General features: G+C 74.4%; 12 protein-coding genes and 1 tRNA gene. 4 read left to right on the top strand and 9 right to left on the bottom strand.

The window, feature by feature from the left end; translation table 11 throughout:
- Nucleotides 1–26: 26 nt before the first annotated feature.
- Nucleotides 27–689 carry a DUF3159 domain-containing protein gene (locus ACZ6NZ_RS30995; protein WP_465861537.1) on the bottom strand — a complete coding sequence of 221 codons (663 nt, stop codon included), beginning with the start codon at nt 687–689 and terminating at the stop codon, nt 27–29.
- Nucleotides 690–859: 170 nt separating this feature from the next.
- Here ACZ6NZ_RS30995 and ACZ6NZ_RS30990 point away from each other — a divergent pair, with 170 nt between their 5' ends.
- Nucleotides 860–1,747, top strand: a complete 888-nt coding sequence (locus tag ACZ6NZ_RS30990; protein WP_465861385.1) for a phosphatase PAP2 family protein — start codon at nt 860–862, stop codon at nt 1,745–1,747.
- A gap of 36 nt (nt 1,748–1,783) precedes the next feature.
- Here ACZ6NZ_RS30990 and ACZ6NZ_RS30985 read toward each other — a convergent pair whose 3' ends face one another.
- Together ACZ6NZ_RS30985 and ACZ6NZ_RS30980 are read right to left on the bottom strand one after the other, a co-directional pair.
- Entirely contained in the window at nt 1,784–2,647 is an 864-nt protein-coding gene (locus ACZ6NZ_RS30985) for a DUF1028 domain-containing protein (RefSeq protein WP_465861383.1), read from the bottom strand.
- A 47-nt stretch (nt 2,648–2,694) separates the two neighbouring features.
- Nucleotides 2,695–3,915 carry a low temperature requirement protein A gene (locus ACZ6NZ_RS30980; RefSeq protein WP_465861382.1) on the bottom strand — a complete coding sequence of 407 codons (1,221 nt, stop codon included), beginning with the start codon at nt 3,913–3,915 and terminating at the stop codon, nt 2,695–2,697.
- 154 nt (nt 3,916–4,069) lie between these two features.
- Between ACZ6NZ_RS30980 and ACZ6NZ_RS30975 the strand changes: the two genes are divergently transcribed.
- Both ACZ6NZ_RS30975 and ACZ6NZ_RS30970 read left to right on the top strand, forming a co-directional pair.
- Nucleotides 4,070–5,053, top strand: coding sequence for an LLM class F420-dependent oxidoreductase (locus ACZ6NZ_RS30975; protein ID WP_465861536.1), 984 nt, complete (start codon nt 4,070–4,072; stop codon nt 5,051–5,053).
- The gene (locus tag ACZ6NZ_RS30970) at nt 5,050–5,841 is read left to right on the top strand and encodes an SDR family oxidoreductase (protein WP_465861381.1); all 792 of its coding nucleotides are present in this window, start codon (nt 5,050–5,052) and stop codon (nt 5,839–5,841) included. Before ACZ6NZ_RS30975 ends, ACZ6NZ_RS30970 begins: the two co-directional genes overlap by 4 nt.
- Nucleotides 5,842–5,845: 4 nt before the next feature.
- On the opposite strand, the gene ACZ6NZ_RS30965 is transcribed toward ACZ6NZ_RS30970, so the two are convergent.
- The 6 genes from ACZ6NZ_RS30965 to ACZ6NZ_RS30940 all read right to left on the bottom strand — a co-directional run bounded on the left by ACZ6NZ_RS30965 (nt 5,846) and on the right by ACZ6NZ_RS30940 (nt 17,189).
- Nucleotides 5,846–6,649 (bottom strand): class I SAM-dependent methyltransferase, encoded by an 804-nt coding sequence (locus tag ACZ6NZ_RS30965; protein WP_465861379.1) that lies wholly within the window; start codon nt 6,647–6,649, stop codon nt 5,846–5,848.
- Nucleotides 6,650–6,792: 143 nt separating this feature from the next.
- Nucleotides 6,793–9,135 (bottom strand): transglutaminase TgpA family protein, encoded by a 2,343-nt coding sequence (locus ACZ6NZ_RS30960; protein WP_465861377.1) that lies wholly within the window; start codon nt 9,133–9,135, stop codon nt 6,793–6,795.
- Nucleotides 9,129–10,292, bottom strand: a complete 1,164-nt coding sequence (locus ACZ6NZ_RS30955) for a DUF58 domain-containing protein (RefSeq protein ID WP_465861375.1) — start codon at nt 10,290–10,292, stop codon at nt 9,129–9,131. Before ACZ6NZ_RS30955 ends, ACZ6NZ_RS30960 begins: the two co-directional genes overlap by 7 nt.
- Before the next feature lie 14 nt (nt 10,293–10,306).
- The gene (locus ACZ6NZ_RS30950) at nt 10,307–11,302 is read right to left on the bottom strand and encodes an AAA family ATPase (RefSeq protein ID WP_124777372.1); all 996 of its coding nucleotides are present in this window, start codon (nt 11,300–11,302) and stop codon (nt 10,307–10,309) included.
- 27 nt (nt 11,303–11,329) lie between these two features.
- Nucleotides 11,330–13,948, bottom strand: coding sequence for a fibronectin type III domain-containing protein (locus ACZ6NZ_RS30945; RefSeq protein WP_465861373.1), 2,619 nt, complete (start codon nt 13,946–13,948; stop codon nt 11,330–11,332).
- 196 nt (nt 13,949–14,144) lie between these two features.
- Nucleotides 14,145–17,189 (bottom strand): fibronectin type III domain-containing protein, encoded by a 3,045-nt coding sequence (locus ACZ6NZ_RS30940; protein ID WP_465861371.1) that lies wholly within the window; start codon nt 17,187–17,189, stop codon nt 14,145–14,147.
- Nucleotides 17,190–17,421: 232 nt separating this feature from the next.
- Between ACZ6NZ_RS30940 and ACZ6NZ_RS30935 the strand changes: the two genes are divergently transcribed.
- Nucleotides 17,422–17,505, top strand: a tRNA-Leu gene (locus ACZ6NZ_RS30935).
- Nucleotides 17,506–17,592: the final 87 nt, after the last annotated feature.

Below are 17,592 nucleotides of genomic sequence, written 5' to 3'. Positions count from 1 at the left end.
GAGTCCGGCGAGCGGGACCGGGCTTTTCAGCCCGGCGGCACGACCGGGTGACGCAACCCCGGGTGCCCGGCCGGCAGCGAGCGCCGCAGCACCACCCAGCTCAGCGCCAGCGCCGCGGCGACCAGCGGCCAGGTCAGCGCCACCCGGGCCACCACCAGCGCGAGCACCTGCCCACTCAGGTAGAGCGGCACGAACACGGCCACCCGCAGCAGGTAGGTCACCGTCCACACCCAACTGGCCCGGCCGTACCCGCGCAGCAGCGCCGGGTCGCGCCGCCACCCGGCCCGCTGGCCCAGCACCGCGCCGACCAGCACGCCGAGCAGTGGCCACCGCACCACGATGCTGACCGTCCACGCCAGAGCGCTCGCGGCGTTCGACAGCACCTGGATCAGAAAGAAGTTCTCGGCCCGGCCGGTGCGTACCGCGATCAACGCCGCGACGCACACGGCCAGCAGCCCGATCAGCACCGAGCGCGGCCGGTCACCCCGACGCAGCCGTACGCCGGCCACCACCGCGCCCACGGCCAACGCCGCGCCGACCCCGCCCCACAGCGACTCGCCGCCCAGCAGCCAGCCCACCGCGAAGGCCAGCGGCGGCAGGGTCGCGTCGATGGCGCCGCGTCGCCCGCCCAGCAGATCCGTCAACGACTCAGCCCGCGCCGGCTCACCGGCGTCGCCGCCCGTCGGCACCGGCCCCGCCGACCCTGGTTTGTCGCCTTCACCCTGCTCCGGGCCGGGTTCGGTCGGTGCGCTGTCGCGCTCCGGTACTCCGCTCACCACCGCCTCCTCGCCTCCGGCACAACCTAACCGCCAGATGGTGGCAGGCCACCGGTCGGACCGCCGACACCTGCCGCTACGGTGTGCGGATGCGCGCGACGGCACGGGGTTGGACCGCTGTCTGGTTGGTCGTACTGGCCCTCGTCCAGGCGGCCGCCTTCCTCGCCGTGTGGCGGGTGGCCGTGCACTCCGAGATAGGTCAGTGGGTGGACACGGTCGCCCTCACCGGCAACCGGATCGGGCAGGACACAATCGACGGCCCCGTCGACAAGATCCTCAACGCGATGTCGGTGGTCTCCCTGCTGGCCGCCACCGCGACGATCGGGTTCATCGCGCTGATCCGGGGACGGATCGCCCTGGCGATCACCGCGACCCTGCTGATCGCCGGAGCGAACGTCACCACCCAGTTGCTCAAGTACGGGCTGAACCGGCCCGACTACGGTGTCGACCCGGAGCGCGCCGCGGTGGGCAACAGCCTCCCGAGCGGGCACGCCACGGTGGCCGCCTCGGTGGCGGTCGCGTTGATGCTCGTGCTGCCGCGCAAGGTGCGGGCCGTCGGGGCCTTCATCGGTGCCGGGTACGCCGCCGTCGCCGGAGTCGCCACCCTCTCCGCCGGCTGGCACCGACCCAGCGACGCCGCCGCCGCGTACCTGGTGGTGGGTGTGTGGGCGGCGTTGGCCGGGTTGCTGCTGCTGGTCACCCAGCGGGAGCAGGCCGAGATCGCTCCCGGCGACGCGCACCGGGTCGCGGCGCTGGTGCTCGGGGTCGGTGGTGTGCTCGCCCTGGTGGCCTGCGGGCTCTCGCTGTCCTGGCTGCTCGACCTGCGCGACACCGGGCCGGAGGAGCTGGCCCGCCGACCCCTGTTCGTCGGGTACGCGGGCAGCGCCGCCGGGATCGCCGGCACGATGGCGGTGGTGATGGCGTTGGCCCTCACCGTCGTGCACCGGCTGGTGCCCCGGGTCAAGGGCTGAGCCAGCCGGCGTAGCCACCTGGGCGGCCGAGCGCGGTCAGCTCGCGGCGCGCGGTGCGGGGACGTGCGGGGCGACACCGCGCAGGTGGGTGAGGACCACCGGGTCGATGCGACCCGGCACCAGCCGCTCCTCCAGGTTCTCCAACCCGGCCCAGGAGATCAACGCCGCTTCCGTGTCGTCGGCGTGCACCGGGTGGCCCAGCGCGCCGAGCAACGCCGCCACCTCGGCGGCGACCGCGCCGCTGAGGTCGAGCAGGGTGGCCGGGTCCGGCCGGCCGAACAGCATGGTGTGCACTGTGAGCAGCCGGCCCAGCTCGGCGACCGGGTCCGGGTGGTCGTCCACGCGCAGGTCCACCACGACGTCGCTGGTGCCGCCGTACCCGCCGCCGCGCTCGACCACCAGCAGGCCGGCGCTCTGCCGGCCCCGCCGATCGCCGCCGGCCTCGTCGCCGGCCCGCAGCGCGGCGACCAACCGCTCCGCGAACGGCAGTGCCGCTCCCGCCTGCCAGGCCGCGCCGAGGGCGTCGACGACCTCCGGCCCGGTGAGGATGTTGCCCTGTGCGGCCCAACCGTCGCCGGTCCGCCCGCCGGCCCACGGATGGCAGGCCGGCCCGGTCCAGGTGGCACCCGCACCGGTGGCCCCCACGACGCCGAGTTGGCGGTGCTCCCGCTCGGGGTCGGCGGCGATCAGCCCGGCCACCACGTCGGCGGGGGCCACCCCGGTACGCAGCAGGGTGAGGCCCTGCGGGCGGTAGGCGAGGTTGACGTGGGCCTGGGTGGCCAGCGCGCCGACCTCGGCGGCGGCGGCCGGGACCAACGCCCCGGCGGCGAGGAACTTGCTGGCGACGGCGACGCCGTGCAGGCGACCGTCGGCGGAGCGGGCGACGAGGGAGAAGGTCACCGGCCGAGGTTAGCCCTCCGCGCCGGCGTGACAAGGGCAGGTGAGGCTCAGAACGGTGGCGTGGCGGCCTCGGGTGGGGCGCCGTGGGCGCGGCGGGCGTCGGCCACCACGACAGCGGCCAGCACCACCGCTCCGACCGCTGTCGCGGCCACCCCGGGCAGGTGTCGTAGCGGCACGGCTGAGGCCAGCAGGACCAGCAGGGCGATCCACCGGGACGGGGAGACCCGTGCGAACACCTCGTACTCCAGGCGGGACCGCCCGGCCAGGAACAGGATCGGCCCGGCGAGCACCATGACCAGCCACGGCCCGGGGATCCGCTCCAGCGGATTTTCGATGATCAGCTCGTATCCGATCGCCGTGGAAGCGAGACCGATCACCATCAGCAGGTGGGTGTCGGCGGCGGAACGGCCGATGGTGGCGGGGTGCCGGGCCTTCGTCACCGCCTCGCCCAGGATCCGCCCGGCCCGCTGCACGTAGATCCGCCACAGCATGATCGAGGTGGCCAGTGCCAGCGCGAACGCCCACGCGTGCCCTGCCTCGTACGGGCCCTTGCTGTACGCGAAACCGGCCACCAGGATCGTCTCGCCCAGCGCGACGAGGAAGAACTGCTGGTACCGCTCGGCCAGGTGTTCCCCGGCGATCTCCCACTTGGAGATCGTCGAGCGGCCCAGGCCGGGCACCGGCCAACCACAGCGGGCCGCCAGATACTCGAACGCCAGCGCCGCCGACCAGAGCGCCACCTGCCCGTTGGTGCCCTGCATCGCGCCGCCGATCCAGAGCACCCCGCTCAGCGCGAAGATCACCGCCATCCGCACCTTCAGCCGGCGGTACGGGTGCGCGCCCAACGCGAACGACAGGATCACCGGCCGGGTCACCTGCGCGATCACGTACGCCACCGCGAACATCAGCGCGGTCTCGCTGAACGCCCGGGGGATCGCGACCCCCATCAGCATGCTGCACACCAACGCGGTGATCACCACGGTCTGCAACGGCACCCGGTAGGGGTCGTAGCGGCTGGTCGTCCACGCCGTGCCCTGCCAGACCGCCCAGAGCGCGAGCAGCAACAGCAGTGTCTTGCCGCTGCCGGTGACCGCCTCCCAGATGTACCTCCGGCCGGACTCCTCGGTCAGGTCCCCGAACGCGCGCGCCGAGATCCGGGTGAGCGCGAAGACGAACACCAGATCGAAGAAGAGTTCCAGGAACGTGGCTCGGCCGGGCGTTGCCGCCGCCGGGACCGGCTCCAGGTGTCCCGCCGCCCTGGAAGCCATGGTCAGCGGCCTGCGCCGTCGGTCCGGTCCACCTCGAAGTGGTAACACTTTCCACCGCCACGTACGGTCGGAAACCGGCGATTCTGCCCAACCCGGGGATCTTGCTCGGGCCCGCGTCAACGGGCACGATCGACCGGTGACGAATCGATGGGGCATGACGGTGCCGCTGGGCGGGATCGCGCTGGCGCAGCACGACGCGGCCTACGCGGCCCTCGACCGGGCCGGGTTCACCGACGTCTGGTCGTCCGAGGTCGCCGGGACCGACGCGTTCACCCCGCTGGCGCTCGCCGCGGCCTGGCAGCCGGGGCTGCGGCTCGGCACCGCGATCACACCGGTGTTCACCCGAGGCCCGGGTCTGCTGGCGATGAGCGCGGCGGCGCTGGCCGAGGCCGCGCCGGGCCGGTTCTCGCTCGGCATCGGCGCGTCCTCACCGGTGCTCGTCCGGGACTGGAACGCGGTGCCGTTCGACGAGCCGTTCCGCCGCACCCGCGACGTGCTGCGCTTCCTGCGCGCCGCGTTGGCCGGCGAGACCGTCGACGAGGCCTACGACACGTTCACCATCCGCCGCTTCACGCTGGAAGCACCACCGGCGACGCCACCACCGATCCTGCTCGCCGCGCTGCGCCCGGGGATGCTCCGGCTGGCCGGCGCGGAGGCCGACGGGGTCATCCTCAACTGGCTCGGCGCCGACGACGTGCCGCGTGCCCTCGCCGAGGTGGGCGAGCGGCGGGCCGGTTTCGAGGTCGCCGCCCGGATCTTCGTCTGCCCCACCGAGGACGCCGCGTACGCCCGGGCGCTGGGCCGCCGGCTCATCACCAGCTACCTCACCGTTGCGGCGTACGCCGAGTTCCACCGCTGGCTCGGCCGCGACGAGGCGCTCGCGCCGATGTGGGCGGCGTGGGCCGCCGGTGACCGGCGCGGGGCGAACGCGGCGGTGCCCGACGAGGTGGTCGACGCGTTGGTGCTGCACGGCTCGCCGGAGCGGTGCCGCGCCGAGGTGCGCCGTTACGCCGACGCCGGGGTGGACGTGCCGATCATGGCGCTGTTGCCCACGCCCGAGGTCACCGCCGGCGGCGCGAGCGCGCTGCTCGGCCTCATCGCCCAGTTGGGGACGACCGTCGTGGAGGCGTCCGCGTGAATCTCACCGACCGGATCGTGGTGGTCACCGGCGGGGCCGGCGGCATCGGCGCGGCGCTGTCGCGCCGCTTCGCCGCCGAGGGGGCCGCCGCCGTGGTGGTCGCCGACCTGGACGCCGACGCGGCCCGCGCGGTAGCCGAGGGCATCGGCCCGGTCGCGCACGCCCGCGCCCTCGACGTCACCGACGAGGAGCAGGTCCGCGCGCTGGTCGCCGACACCGAGCAACGGTACGGCCGGATCGACCTGTTCTGCGCCAACGCGGGGGTGACCACCGGCGGGGGAGTGGAGGTCGACGACGCCGGCTGGGATCGCGCCTGGCGGGTCAACGTGCTCGCCCACGTCTACTCGGCCCGCGCGGTGCTGCCCGGAATGCTCGCTCGCGGTGGTGGGCACCTGCTGCACACCTGCTCGGCGGCGGGTGTGCTGACCGCTGTCGGCGACGCCCCGTACACCGCGACGAAGCACGCCTCGGTGGGGTTCGCCGAGTGGCTGGCCATCACCTACCGGGACCGGGGCATCCGGGTCAGCGCGCTGTGCCCGCAGGGGGTGGACACCCCGATGCTCGCCGACGGGCTCGCCGACGCTCACCTGGGCGCGCGGGTGGTCGTCGCGTCCGGTGCGGTGCTCACCGCGGACCAGGTCGCCGACGCGGCCGTCGCCGGGCTGGCCGAGGAACGTTTCCTGATCCTGCCGCACCCCGAGGTCGCCGACTACGCCCGCCGTCGCGCCGAGGACCCGGACGGCTGGCAGGCCGGCATGCGCAAACTCATCCGCCGGCTGACCACCTGACCCGCTACCGGCTGGGAACGCGTCCGACGGCCAGGAGGTGGGCACTGGAGCTGATCAGCGCGGGCTCGTTGCTGTAGAGCCGGGCCAGGTCCAACGCCGCGGCGAAGACGACGTCCTGCGCCGGCCCGTTCGCCGCCGCCTCCGCCGCCGTCCAGGCCGGGCCCTCCACACCGTGTACGACCACATCGGTCAGCCCCGCGACCGCGCACTCGTCGGTGATCTCCTCGACCCGGTGGAAGTAGGCGTGGGTGAAGCCGATGCGCGGATCGTTGACGCCGTCGCTCAGCAGCGCCCTGGCCTCGTCGAGCAGCCTCTCGTCGAGTCGTCCGGTGGCCGCGAAGTCCAACGGGCCGGCGAAGCGGGAGATGACGGCGGCCACGACGAGACCGCCGGGGCGGGTGACCCGGACCGCCTCGCGGAGGGCCTGTAGCCGGTCGGCGCGGCGTACCAGGTGGTAGAGCGGGCCCAGGAGCAGCGCGGCGTCATATCCATCGTCGGCGTCGGGAAGCGCGCGCGCGTCGCCCACCTGCGCCTCGACCGGAGGGTGCCCGTCGCGGGCCTGCGCGACGTGGCTGGGCACCAGGTCGACGAGACGGACGTCGTAGCCGGCTAGGACGAGGGCCCGGGCGTACTCGCCGGTGCCCCCACCGATGTCCAGCACCCGGGCACCCGGACCGGGCAGGAGATCCCGCAGGAGCTGCGTCGTGCGGATCCATTCCAGTCGCGCCTGCGGTCGGGCGGTGAGCCGCTGGTCCTCACGGTAGCGCTGCGTGTAGTAGTCGACGATGTCGCTCGAATGCTGATCCACGCTCTGATGCTCGTAGGTGGGCACCCTCCGCGCCACCATGTTTTCCGCCCCCGACCCCGCCCGGAGGGCCGTCGCTGCCCGTGCCGTCGGTGATCAAGAGCTTTGCGTCAGAAGTGGGCCCACTTCTGACGCAAAGCTCTTGATCACCGCGGGGAGCGGCGGGCGTGGCGCAGGGGAGACGGGTGGACCGACCAGAGCAGGCGACGCCACCAGGGGCGGGCGGAGCGCAGGGTGGTCACGTAGGCGGTGGCGACGTCGACGGCGTGAGCCGCCTGGTCGGGTGTCGCCGCGCCGGGGGCGAAGCCCACCTGGTTGAGCAGGGCGGCCAGTTCGTCGACGGCCGGGCCGGGCGGGTCCGCCGCCGTGTCGCCGCTGGGCGTGACAGCGACCGTGTCACTTCCGCTTTGAGCGAGGCGGGCGTCGGCGAGGGTCTGCCGGGCGTGCCCGGCGACCTCGGTGGCGGCCAGGTCGTCGCCGACCGGTGTGCCGGCCAGCCGGAGCGCGTCGGTGACCTCCCGCCAGGCGCCGGCGATGCGCTGGCCGGGGTCGCCCCGCACGAGCCGGCCGCGGGTCAGCGAGCGGCGCATCGCCAGCAGGGTGAGCAGGAGCGCCCCCACCACCAGCAGCAGGCCGCCGCTGCCGCCGGCGACCAGCACCGGCGTGGAGACCCCGTTGTTGCCGGGCGGGGCGTCGGCGGCGGTCGCCGGGTCCGGTGAGGCGCTGGGCTCGGCGGTCGGTGCCGGCGCCTCCGACGGGGGCGGGTCCTCCGGCGTCGGGCGGAAGTCCTCCTCCACCGGTCGCGGCTCGTTGTCGGGGCGGGGCAGCGGGTCGAACGACACCCAGCCCAGCCCGTCGAAGAGCACCTCCGGCCAGGCGTACGCGTCACCGGCCAGCACCGGCCCCTGCCCGCTGGTCCGGAAGCCCACCACCACCCGGGTGGGCAGCCCGGAGAGCCGGCCGAGGACCGCGAACGCCGCCGCGAACTGCTCCGAGGTGCCCTCCTGCCCGCCACCGTTGCGGGGCCCGAACAGAAAGAAACCCAGGTTCGGGTACGCGTGCCCGCTCGGCGCGTCCGCCACCACCCGGTAGTGCTCGGCCAGGAACTGCTCGATCGCCGAGGCGCGCGCGAACGGGGCGCCGTTCTCCTCGGCGAGTTGGGTGGCCAGCCGGCGCATCGGGTCGGGCACCCCGTCGGCGACCCGCAGCACCCGGGCAACCTCCTCGCCGGCGGGCACGTTCGCGCTGGCCAGCAGATTCTGGTCGGGGCGTTCCTCGGCGGAGGTCACCGCGTACCGCAGCCCCGGCGTCAGCCCCTCCGGTCGGATCAGCGTCCCGCTCGCCGGGTCGTACGCCACCCGCGCGCCACTGACCTCCCGGGGTGTCGCCACGGCGGGCAGCAGCCGGCCGCTCAACTCGGCCACGCTGATCTGCTGCCGGACCGTCCGCACGGTGCTGTCGCGGGCCACGGTGGCGGCCGGCAGGATCCGCCCGGCGTTGCGGTACGTCGCGCCGACCCGCCAGGTCACCCCGTCGTAGTCGCTGAGCACCGCCAACCGGATCCGCACACTGCGCGCGGTGTCCGGGGCGGGATCGGCGTCCGGCGGGGGGCCGGCGGGCGGTGCGTCGGGGCGTTCCGTGCTCACGTCGAGCAGTTTCTGCTCCGGGTGCAGCGCCCAGCCGGAGATGCGGATCAGCGGGTTCTCGTCGAGTGTCTGCACCTGCGGTGGCTCCACGTAACGGCGGGGGTCCACCGGCCGCCCGTCGACCTGCTCGGCGACGACCGGGCCGAGCAACGCCACCAGCCCGACCACCAGTGCCACCCCGAGCGCCGCGCTGGTGGCCAGTCGCAGTCGCACCGCCGCGCGTACCCGGGGGGTCAGCTCGGTGCTCGGATCGCCGCCGCCCGCCGTGGTCCGGGTGGGGGCGGCCAGGCCGAGGGCCGCGACCGCGACGAACGCCAGGGTCGCTCCCACCGCGGGTTCGGCGTTCGGGCCGACCACGTAGAGGGCGGCGGCGTAGAGCCCGGCCGCCGGCAGGTAACCCAGCAGCACCCGGCCGGTGCGTAGCGCCACCTCTGCGCCGGTCAGCCCGGCCAGCCAGGCGGCGACGACCGGCACCAGCACGGTGTCCGGGGTGGGCTCCACCGGGATCATGGCGGTGAGCAGCCGGGGGATGCCGTTGCGGGCGGCGTCCGCGGTGACCTCCAGCAGGCCGCCCGGTATCTCGGCGCGGGTGGCGGCCAACCGCAGCGACCACAGTGTCCAGCCGGCCATCGCGGCCACCGACACCGGCGCCACCAACCAGGACGGCAGCCGTCGGGCGGCCACGCTGACCAGCACCGAACCCGCCGCCGCGCCGATGACCAGCCAGGTCAGCAGGTTGCCCGCGTACACCCGGCCGAGCACCACCCCGGCGAGCGCCGTCAGCCCGATCAGGGCCAGCGGCAGGACCGCCGCCCGCAGCACCCGCACGGCGAGCGTCACCACCGGCGTACCCCGTCCCACTCCGCGGCGAACTGTGCGCCGTCGGCCGCGTCGACGACCACCAGACCGGCGGTGCCCGGCGGCGTCGGCTCGGCCGCGCCGAACACCGCGACCACCACCGACGGGTATGCGCCGCGCAGCGCGCCGACGTGGCCCAGCTCATCGCGGCCGCCGGGCCCGGTCAGGAAGATCAGCGTGTCGCCGAGCCGGTCCTGTCGCAGTCGGGTGGTGGCCGCCCGCACCGCGTCGCCGTCGTCGGAGAGCTCGGCGGCGGCGAGCCGGTCCAGCGGCCCGAGCGGACCGTCTGCCTTACCGTCGGAGGTCAGGGTTTCGGCGGCGACCGTGAGCAGCAGCACCGGCAGGTCCGCGCGGTGCGCGGCGGTGACGACCGACGCAGCCGCCTCGCACGCCGACTCGAACGACTCCGCCACCCCGCCGACCCGCTGCGGGTGCGCGGCGGCACGGTTGTCCAGCAGGACGACCAGGCGCGGCAGGCTGGTGTCCACGTTCTCGCGCACCATCAGCTCACCCACCCGGGCGCTGGTGCGCCAGTGCACCCGGCGCAGTTCGTCGCCGACCACGTACTCCCGTAGCGAGTCGAACGTGATCGACCCGTGCGGGACGCCGTCCACCCGGCCGTCGAGGCTGCGCCCGGCGCCCCTGGGCACCGCCGTCAGCGGGTGGATCCGGGGGTGCACCCAGACCGGCACCGCCGCGCCGTACGGGCGGGCCAACGCCACCAGCCCCAGCGGGTCCCGGCGGGTCACCCGTAGCGGCCCGACCGGCACCACCCCACGACGGTCGGTCGGCACGTCGTAGCGGACCTCGGTGTCGCGGCCGGGCCGCAGGCGCAGCACCGGCACCGGCACGGTCCGCTGGCCGCACCGGTCCTCGGCCAGCAGGTTCGCCGAGCGCAGCCGCCCGGTGTTGCGCACTGTCACCGTCATGCTGGCCGGCTCGCCGCGCGCCACCCGGTCCGGCTCCGCGCGGCGGGTCACGGTCAGCCGGGGCCGCCAGGCCGCGACCAGCGCGGCGTAGCCGACGGCCGCGCCGGCCGCCGCGCCGAGCACCGTCAACTCGGGGTACGCGAACCGGAAGCCCGCCCCCAGCAGCACCACGGCGGCGACGAGCAGCCCGACCCCACGGGCGGTGATTCCCATCGCGCTGCTGCCGGTCAGCCCTGCACCGGAGCGGGTTGCCCCGACGGCAGCGGCACCGGCACCGAGGCGACGGCCTGGCGCAGCACCTCGGCCGGGGTCATCCCGCGCACCTGGGCGTCCGGGGTGAGCAGCAGCCGGTGGGCGAAGACCGCCTCGGCGAGCGCCTTCAGGTCCTCCGGCATGATCCAGCCCCGTCCGTCGATCAGCGCGTACGCGCACGCCGCCCGGGTCAACGCGATCACGCCCCGGGGGCTGACGCCGACGCGCACCTGCGGGTGGGTGCGGGTGGCAGCGGCCAACCGGACCGCGTACGCGTACAGCGGCTCGGCGATGTGCACCCGGCGGGCCATCCGGACCATCTCGCCAACGGTGGCGGTGTCGGTGACCGGGGCGAGCGCCTCGGGGGACCGCACCGTCGCGCCGCGCAGCACCTCGACCTCGACGGCCTCGTCGGGGTAGCCGACGGAGAGCTTCACCAGGAAACGGTCCAACTGCGCCTCGGGCAGCCGGTAGGTGCCGTCCATCTCCACCGGGTTCTGGGTGGCGACCACCAGGAACGGCGACGGCACCGGGTGCCGGACCCCGTCCACTGTGACAGTCCGTTCCTCCATCACCTCCAGCAGCGCCGACTGGGTCTTCGGCGACGCCCGGTTGATCTCATCGGCGATGACGATGTTGGCGAAGACCGGCCCCGGATGGAACTCGAAGTCCCGGGTCGCCTGGTTGAAGATCGTCACGCCGGACACGTCCGAGGGGAGCAGGTCGGGCGTGAACTGGATGCGCCGCCACTCGCCCTTGACCGTGGCGGCGATGGCCCGCGCCAGGGTCGTCTTACCGACCCCGGGCACGTCCTCCAGCAGCACGTGACCCTGGGCGAAGAGCGCGGTCAGCGCCAGCCGCACCACCTGCGGTTTGCCGAGCACCACAGCGTTGACGTTCTCGGCCAGCCGGGCGGCCAGGGCGGCGAAGCCCTGGACCTCCGGTTGGGTGAGCGGCTCGTGGGTGTTCACGGTCGGTGGTGCTCCTCGCCTGGTGGTTCAGCAGGTGGGCAGGACCTTGATGTCATCGCCGCCCTCCAGGTTGAGCCAGGCCCAGGGGATGTAGTTCTTGCCACCCTTGTAGTTGACCTGCACCCACCAGGTGCTGCGCTTCTCGTTGTTGTAGATGTAGGCGTAGACCTCTTCGCCCGACTTCTTGCAGTACGCCTGGAGCCGGGTGCCGGGCTTGGCCCATCCCACCTGCTTGTCGTTGTCCTGCCGGGTGACCGAGAAGATCTCGTTGCCGTTGCGGCCTTCCCGGTCGCGGTCACAGTAGGTCGACTCGGGCCCGGACGCGCCGTTGCGGCAGGTCGCGACCCCGTACAGCGGCTGGGTGGCCTGCGCCTTCGTGGCGGTGCCCTTACCGGCGGCGTTGCTCGCCGTCACCGTGAACGTGTAGGTGGTGCCCGGCGTCAGGCCCGTCATCGTGATGCTGGAGCACGCCCCGGCCTTCGCCGGTTCGCCCGTCGTGGTCAGCGTGCAGGTGGCCTGACCACCCCCGGCGTCCACCGTGAACGTGACAGTCGCCCCGGTGGCCGTCGACGACGAGCCGGTCACGGTGACCCGTGGCTCGGCGACCGTGCGGGCGGTGGCGGTGGCCTCCGGGCCCGGCCCGGCCTCGTTGACCGCCTTCACCTTCACCGTGACGTTCTGGCCGTTGCCGAGCCCGGTGACGGTCGTGCGGGTGTCGGTCACCTCGCTGACCTTCCCGCCGACGTCCACCAGGTACTTCGTCACCGGCCGGCCGTTGGCCTCGGCCGGGGCCCACTGCACCGTCACCGCACCCGGCTGGTTGGCGACCGTGCCAGCACGCAGTTGCAGCGGGCGGCCGGGCGCCGCGAATGGCACCACGGTGTTGCTGACCGGCGACGCCGCCGACCCGGCGCCCTTGCTGTTGACGGCCACCACTGTGAACGCGTACTGGGTGCCGAACTCCAGCTCACCGGCGGGCACCACCAGCTCGGTCTTGGTCGACTCGCCGGCCGGCGCGTTCGTCCCCGCCGAACTGGCCGTCACCGCGTACCTCGCGATGGTGTTGCCCTGCCCGTTCGCCGCCGGCCACTTGACCAGGACCGTGCCGTCCGGCCGTTCCTGCGCGGTGACGCTCGCGGGTGGGTCGGGGACCGCCGCCGTCGGCGTCACCGGGTTGCTGTTGCGCGGCGGGCCGTCGCCCTTGGCGTTGACGGCGTGCACCGCGAACCGGTACGTCTCGCCGTTGGTCAGACCCTTGACCTCCACCGCTCGCTGGTTCGCGCCCACCTCCAGGCGCTGCCCGGCGCCCTGCACCACGTACTTGATGATCTCTGCGCCGTTGGCGGCGGCCGGGCGCCAACTCACCCGCGCCTCGGCGTTGCCGGCGGCGGCGGTGACGGTGCGCGGCGCGCTCGGCTTGCCCACCCGCGGCTTCTTCGGCGGAGGCGGCGGCGGGGGAACCGGCGGCGGGTCACCGCCGAGCACGTCGTTGGCGTACTTGTTGACCTCGCGCACCTGGTGCTTGTCGTCCACCACCCGGGCGGTCGCCGCGTCGGGGGAGTTGATGAACAGGTGGTTCTCCCGGACCTCCAGCTCCAGCGGCCCGTTGGCCCGCCCGCGGATGGTCTCGACCAGCTGACCCGCCGCGTCGAAGGAGTAGATGGTGCCGGTGGCCTCGTCGGCGCAGTAGACCCGGTTCGCCCAGGCCACCGCCGGGCTGAGCCGGTCCCCCTCACCCGGCACGGTGAATGCGCTCTCCTGCCCACCGTCACCCACCAGCACGACCCGCCGCTCCGCGGTCACCGTGACCGGAACCCGGGCGCCGCTGGTGCGCGCGGGCAGCGCCGCCGGGCCGGACAGCGTCAGCGCCGTGGGGTGCACCTCACCGCGCTGCACCCGCACCAGCTTGCCCGCCGTGCGGTCGAGTACCGCCACCCCGTCGTCCAGGGCGGAGACCACCAGCTCGTGGCTGGCGTCGGCGACGTCGTACGACTCGACCTGCTTCGGGCTGAGCCCGGCACTTGCCGTCGCCGGCGCGGACGGCAGCTTGGCCGCGGTGATCGCCGAGACCGTGCCCTGGCTGGGCACCGCGATCCAGAGTCGACCCTTACCGTCGAACGTGCCGCCGGTGATGCCCGGCGGGTAGCGCACCGGCTCACCGACCGGGGTCAACGACCGTGGATCGAGCTGCCGGACGATGCCCTGCACGGCGTCGACGACGAACGCCGCGTCCTCGTGCAGGGCCACACTCACCCCCAGGCCGGGGGTGGTCCGGGTGGTCGCGCTGAGCTGGAGGGTGGCCAGGTCCAGGGAGCTGACCTGCCCCGTCTGCAGGTCCCGCAGGACCAACAGCCGGTCGGTCTGGGTGATCTGCATCGGATGCTGCCGGGCACCGGGGATCTCGGTGCGGGTGTCCACCCGGGCGGTGACCCCGTTGACCCGGGCCAGCTCGCTGCGCGCCGCGCTCCACAGCCAGGAACTCGCGTCGTAGTTGGCCACCGCGTTGTCCGCCGCGCCCAACCCGAGCACGGTCAGCCCCATGGCGGCCAGCAGCGCGGCCACGGTGCCGACGGTCACCAGCCCACCGCGCAGCCGGGACCGGGAGCGGGGGGCCTCGGACTGTACGGCGTCGTCGATGCTGGCCACAGCCGGCTGCCTCTCCTGAGTCGTGGCAGGTGGCGCGCGCCTTCCGGCGACCCCTCCCCTGAGCCGGGTGCCATCATATGGCGCTGGTGGTGGCGGGGGAACCCGCACCGTCACCCCTGTGGATACCGAGAGTGTGCGTTGTGGACGTCCAGCTCAGCCCGGTTCCCCGGTGGACGCGGCGCGGTTTCGGTGCGACTCAGCGCGGCGACGCCCGGCCGGAGGGCTCCGCGCTCGACGTGGCGTCGCGCTCCCGCGCGGTGCACACCTGTCCGGAAGTCGCAAAACTGTCAGTGGAGTAGACCGCCAGCACGGTGAAACAGTGATCCACTCGGGAGTTCAACCCGTTGACCGTGTAGCTGGTCCGCCCCGGGTCCACGGTGGCCATCACGCCCAGAGCCTGCCCGGCCCGGCCGGCGGCGACCATGAACGGCACCGCCCCGCCGGTCGGGTCCGACCAGGTCAACGTGATCGTGGTCGAATCGTCGCGCAGCTTGAGATCGCCCGGCGGAAGCCCCGCCACCGTCGGTGCCGCCGCCGTCGGCGCGGCCCCGGTCGGCGGCGGATCGTCGCGGGTCAGCAGCACCGCACCCAGGCCCGCCACCGCCACGACGGCCACCCCGGCCGCCACGACCGCGCCGACCAGCGCCGCCCGGTTGCGGCCCGTCGACTTACCACCATCGGCGTACGCCGGCCGGTACGCGTCCGGCACCGGGTGGTACTGCTGACCCGGGTACGGCGCCTGGTCCTGGGCCGGGTACGGGCTCTGAGGTGGCTGGTGGTGGTACTGCTGGATCGGCGGCGGTGCGGCTGGCGGCACCGGGTCGGCACCGACGGGCGGGAGCCAGGCCGGCTGCGCGGCGGGGTCCGACTGGGCGGCAATGGGGCCCGCCTCAGCGAGGCCCGGGTTCGCCTGCGTGCCTGTTCGGTGAGCCTGCGCGGCGGCGGGGTGTGCGGCCGTGGGGTGCGTGTGCGCGGCGGTGGGGTGCGTGTGCGCGGCGGTGGGGTGCGTGTGCGCGGCGCTGGTGTTCGCCTGTGCGGCGGCGGGCCAGACCGGGCTGGTGTCGACCCCGGCCGGGCCGTCCTGCGCCGGCACGGACGGCAACACCACGGTCTGGTCGGACAGTGCGCCAGGGCTCTGCTGAGCCGGCGTCACCGGGGCGTCGAGGATGCCCAGGCCGGAGTCGACGTCCGCGCCGGTTCCGCCCGCGTCCATCATGGTCTGCCCAGCCGGCGCGACTTGCCCGGTGGTGACCGTCTGCGCAGCCGTAGTGGTCGGGGTGGGGGAGTCGGCACCTGAAGTTGGCAGGGGCTGCGGTGGGGCGCTGCTGCTCCAGGGCGGTGCGGTCAACCCCCAGGGCGGCACGGGTGGTGCGCTCACCGGAGGCGCGGAGACGGGTGGCCCGTAGGGCGGCCCCGAGACGGGCGGCCCGAAACCGGGCGGCGCGGAGACGGGGTAGGCGTGCCGGGGTGCCGCGGACACGGGTGGGCCGTAGCCGGGCGGCGCGGATACGGGGTGGGCGTAGCCGGGTGGCGTGGACATGGGTTGGGCGTGCCCGGGTGGTGCGGAGACCGGGTAGGTGTGCCCGGGCGGTGCGGACATGGGTCGGGCGTGCCCGGGCGGTGCGGACACGGGTTGGGCGTAGCCGGGTGCTGCGGAGACCGGGTAGGTGTGCCCAGGGGGGCCGGACACGGGCGGCCCGAAATTGGGCGGCGCGGAGACCGGGTAGGTGTGACCGGGTACCGCGGACGTGGGCAGGCCGTAGCCGGGCGGCGCGGAGACCGGGTACGGGTGGGCCGGGGGTCCCGAGACCGGGGACGGCTGACTGGGAGGCGCGGAGATCGGAGACGGAGTCACCGGCGGTGCGCTGATGGGCTGGGCCGGTAACCCGCTCACCGGGTAGGCCGGCCCCGGCGGGCCGACGGTCGGGGAGAGGCGGCCGCCCGATGATGTCGCCTCGGCGCCGGACACGTTGTGCGACTCGCTCGCCATGGTTGGCTGGGCGGCAGCTCGGGCGGCTTCCTCGGCGAGCAGCGGTTCGATCTGCCGTACCTGGATGGTGGGGTTGTCCCAGCGAGGTGCCGGCACCCCCGGTGTCGACGCCGGGGCGGTCGCGGCCGGGGCGGTTGAGGTTGGCGTAGTTGGGGTCGACGTCGGGGGTGGCGCGTCCGCCACCGGCGGGGTCACGTGACCACCCACCCGTTGACGTGGTGCCACGGCCGGCCCGGACGGCGGTCGCTCCGGTGACCGCTGCTCGGCCGGCGTCGTCGGCTGGCCTTCAACCCCCGGCCGGGGCATCGGACCGGCCGGTGGGCGGGACGGTCCGGGCGGTTGCTCGTTGGGGCGCTGACGGGGCGGCGTCGCGCTTGCCGGTGGTGACGCGTCGGCGCGCGGGCGGGGAAGCGTCGCAGGTCGGGGTACGGCCGTCGACGGGTCGGGCGGCGCTGGCGTGATCGAGGGGACTGCCGGCTGACCGGTCACCGATTGAGCTGCCGGCTGAAGCGGCATCGAGGGAACTGCCGGCTGAACGGGCATCGCCCGAGGGGCTGGGACCGGTGCGGGGGTGACGTTGCTGGGCGACGTGGGTGTGGCGGCTGCGCGTACCGACGGAGGGGTTTGTGGGGGTGCGGCCGGCGGTTGCGGCGCCCAGGGTGAGGTGGCGGGCGGCGGGCCAACGGCGGAGGGCCGCATCGCGGCGAGGGTCGCCAGCGACAGGGTCGGGCCGGACAGCGCCGACCGGGTGCCCGGCTCGGTCACCGGGGCGGCCGGGGCAGCACCGGGCGTCGGCGCGGGGTGCTGCTCGCCCGGGGACGGCGGGGGTGGGCCGAGGTAGTCGCGGGCTGCGCGTACCGCCGGGTGGTTCTCCCCCAGCGCGGCGGGCCCGGCGGTGGCGACGCGGGTGTAGTTGCGGCGGGCCTCGTGCCGGTTGCCGAGTTCCTCGGCCACCTCGGCGAGTTCGAAGGCGAGGGCGAGCATCAGCGGGTAGGAGTGCTCCCAGCGCCGCTCGCCCGCGGCGAACGCCTCCTCCAGGACCCGGCGGGCGGCGAGCGGGTCGTCCCCCTCCCGGTGCAGCCGTGCCAGCAGGTGCGCGGTGTGCAGCACCTCGGGATGGTCGTCACCGTATGGCGGGGGAGCGGAATCGACGACCTCCGCGAGCAGTTGCCGGGCGGCGCTGAGGTCGCCCGCGGCGCGCAGGGCGAGGGCTCGGTGCTGGGCGGCTGCCAGGGGGGAGGGATGGGACACGAGGCAATGCTGCCGTCAGAAGGCCGCCGGACGCTACCCGGGCGCGGCCCGACGGCGTGTCGGGGCGGCCGTTTTGAGGCGGCTTTAGCAGCGCCGGAAGCGCCAGGGGAGAGGCGGTGGAAGGCGATGTGCATGATCCACGGGCGGCGTGTACAGTAACTCCCCGTGCGGCCCGCTGTGCTGACCACCGGATGAAAGATCATCTGGTCGGCGAGGTAGGCTGAACGTGTAGGTCCGGGTGGCGGAATGGCAGACGCGCTAGCTTGAGGTGCTAGTACCCGTATAGGGTGTGGGGGTTCAAGTCCCCCCTCGGACACGTTATTTCCCCACAAAGCGTGATTTCTCTTCGCGTTTCGAGCGATCCCCGTCCCGTTGGGCGGGGATCTTTGCTGTGCGGGTCAGG

Source organism: Micromonospora sp. NPDC047756 (genome assembly GCF_055587245.1).
This window is presented reverse-complemented; position numbering and strand designations above follow the sequence as displayed.